We start from the raw sequence: 3,368 nt of genomic DNA, 5'->3' as shown, positions 1-3,368 counted from the left end.
ACGCCCTCATGTTTGCGCCGTTGGCGTCGTAGGCAGGCGCGCCGAGGACTTCTGCGTCGTAGAACTCGCCCAGAATTTCGACTTGCAGCTTGGTTCCTGGTGCGGCGCTTTCGGATGTGACGTAGCCCATGGCCATGGATTTGCCGACGCGGTGGCCGTAGCCGCCCGAGGAGACATAGCCGACCGCTTCGCCGTCTTTCAGGATCGCCTCGTCGTTGGAGACGTCGATGCCGTCCACGTCGATGGTCATGGTGACCAGTTTGCGGGCAACGCCGTCTTCGCGGAACTTCAGCGTGGCCTCCTTGCCGACAAAGTCCTTGTTCCAGTTGATGAAGACGTCCATGCCGGATTCGACCGCGTTGAAGTCGGGGCGGAAGTCGGTGGTCCAGACGCCCCAGCCTTTTTCCAGACGCAGCGACATCAGCGCGCGGGCGCCATACCAGCGATAGCCCAGATCGGCCCCGGCTTCTTCGATCGCCTCGGCCAGACGCAGCAGGTACATCGGCTTGCAGTAGATCTCGAAGCCCAGCTCGCCCGAGAACGAGATCCGGTTCAGGATCACCGGCACGCCGCCGACGAAGGTCTGGCGCAGATCGCGGAACCTGAAGGCCTCTGCCGAGACGTCGTCGCGGGTGATGCGGGCCAGCAGGTCGCGCGCTTTCGGACCCGACAGCGCGATCCCGTGCCAGTCGTCCGAGACATTGGCATAGCTCACATCGGCGGGCAGGTCCTTTTCGAACCAGCGGCGATGCGCGTCCTGCATGGCACCCGAGCCGAACAGCATGAAGTGCTCTTCACCCAGGCAGGCCACGGTCAGGTCCCCGTAAAGGCGGCCCTTTTCGGTCAGCATCGGGGTCAGCGCCAGACGGCCCTGTTTCGGTACGTAACCGGCCAGAGTGCGGTTCAGGTATTCCCGCGCGCCCGCGCCCTTGAACTCGTGCTTGGCGAAGTTGGCGATCTCGATGCCGCCCACCGCTTCCTGCACGGCTTTCACCTCGCGCGCGACATAGTCGTGACTGCGGTTGCGCTCGAAAGTGGGTGTTTCATGGGCGTCTTCGGCGTTGTTGGCGAACCACAGCGCGTTTTCCAGACCAAAGCTCTGACCCATCACCGCGCCTTTTTCGACCAGCCGGTCATAAAGCGCGGTGGTTTTCTGCATCCGGCCCTTGGGCAGCGTTTCGTTCGGGAAGGTCATCACGAAGCGGCGCTCGTAGTTCTCCGAGGACTTGATGGTGCCCCAGTCCGGCGTCGCGAATTCACCAAAGCGGGCTACATCCATTGCCCAGACGTCGATCGAAGGCTCGCCGTCGATCATCCACTCGGCCATGGTCAGGCCAACACCGCCGCCCTGGCAGAAGCCCGCCATGACGCCCACGGCGACCCAGTAGTTCTTCATGCCCGGAACCGGGCCGATCATCGGGTTGCCGTCGGGGCCGAAGGTGAACGGGCCGTTGATGGTGTCCTTGATGCCGGACTCGCCGATGGCCGGAATACGCTCGAACGACATTTCCAGACGGTCGGCGATGCGGTCCAGATCGGGCTGCAGCAGCTCGTGACCGAAGTCCCACGGCGTGCCGTCGACCTTCCACGGGGTCGATTTCGGTTCATAGGTGCCCAGCAGCATGCCGTGACGTTCCTGACGGAAGTAGATGTTGGCCTCATAGTCGATGCCCGCGGGCAGACGACCGGCTTCGCCCATGCTTTCCATCCGATCCTTGATCAGCGGGATCGCGTCGGTGATCAGATAGTGGTGCTCCATCGGTTGCACCGGCAGGTGGATGCCGGACATATGGCCCACTTCGCGCGCCCAGAGACCGCCGCAGTTCACAACCTGCTCGGCGTTGATGACGCCTTTGGGGGTGGTCAGATCCCAGCTGCCATCGGGGCGCTGGCGCATCGACGTCACGCCGCAATGGGTGAAGTACTGCGCGCCGTGGTGACGGGCCGATTTGGCGAAGGCATAGGTGGCGCCCGAGGGGTCGACGTCACCGTCCTGCTCATCCCAGAGGGCGGCGTGGTAGTGCTTGGGGTCGATCAGCGGGTGACGCTCGGCCAGTTCCTGCGGGCTGATGAACTCCTGATGCAGGCCCATGTAGCGGGCTTTCGAGCGCTCGCGCTTGAGGTAGTCGTACCATTCCTTGGTCGAGGCGGCGTAGAAGCCGCCGGTGATGTGCATGCCGACGGAATGGCCCGAGGTTTCCTCGATCTCCTTGTACAGATCGATGGTATAGCTCTGCAGGCGCGAGATGTTGGGGTCCGAGCTGATCGTGTGGATCTGACCCGCCGCGTGCCAGGACGAACCGGAGGTCAGCTCGTCACGCTCCAGCAGGACAACGTCTTTCCAGCCGAACTTGGCCAGGTGGAACAGGATCGAACAGCCGACGACCCCGCCGCCGATCACCACGACCTTGGCGTGGGAGGGGAGCTGCTTGCCGCCGGTGCTTTCTTCTTTTTGAATTTCAGGCATTTCGTTTTCCAGTTTCGAATGGGGTGTCGGGGCCGGGGGAAGGGGGCTGTCTGCCCCCTCTTGAGCCTGCGGCTCAATTCACCCCCGAGGATATTTCGGGCCAGATGAAGGGATCGCCTGTTCAGTACCAGGCGTCCGGGATCTCCTCTTTCCGGCGCGCTACGTACGCGGCCAGCTCTTCTTTCTTTGCCTCATCCATTGCGGGCGGCTGATATTCGTTCAGCATCTGGTTCCAGCGTTCAAAGGCGCGGCGGCGCATGTCCTTTGATCCACCCTCTTCCCAGCTTTCAACATTCTCACTATCGCTAAGCTTGGGCTCATAGAAAGCGGTCTGGTAGTTGCGCATGGTGTGCGCGCAGCCGAGGAAGTGACCTCCGGCCTCAACCTCTCCGTAAGCGTCGCGGGCAAAGGCGTCCTCGCTGGTGTCCAGACCCTGGCTCAGGACCTTCTGGTAGGAGCCCAGTCGGTCGGCATCCATGATCAGCTTTTCAAAGCCGGTGCACAGGCCGCCTTCGAGCCAGCCTGCCGAATGCAGCACGAAGTTCGCCCCGGCCAGCATGGTCGAATGCATCGAGTCGGCGGATTCGTAAGCCGCCTGCGCATCCTCGATCTTGGACGCGGTCAGCGAGCCGCCACAGCGCAACGGCAGCCCGGCGCGGCGGGCCAGCTGGCCGATGGCGTAGTTCGAGATCACCGGCTCGGGCATACCGAAGGTCGGCGCGCCCGACTTCAGCGACATCGAGGACAGGAAGTTGCCCAGAACAAATGGCGCGCCGGGGCGCAGCAGCTGCACATAGGCGCAGACCATCATCGCCTCGGCCATCGCCTGGGCGACGCTGGCGGCGGTGCTGACCGGACCCATCGCGCCGGACAGGATGAACGGCACCACGATCATGCCCTG

Annotated in this window: 2 protein-coding genes; both read right to left on the bottom strand. The window is 63.3% G+C overall.

What is annotated here, in order from left to right:
* A partial coding sequence (locus ACR0LF_RS23535) for a GcvT family protein (RefSeq protein ID WP_480583992.1) occupies positions 1-2,467 on the bottom strand: 2,467 nt, incomplete at its 3' end.
* Between the two features lie 121 nt (positions 2,468-2,588).
* A partial coding sequence (locus ACR0LF_RS23530) for a trimethylamine methyltransferase family protein (RefSeq protein ID WP_480583995.1) occupies positions 2,589-3,368 on the bottom strand: 780 nt, incomplete at its 5' end.

It is taken from the genome of Ruegeria sp. E8, assembly GCF_056533985.1.
This window is presented reverse-complemented; position numbering and strand designations above follow the sequence as displayed.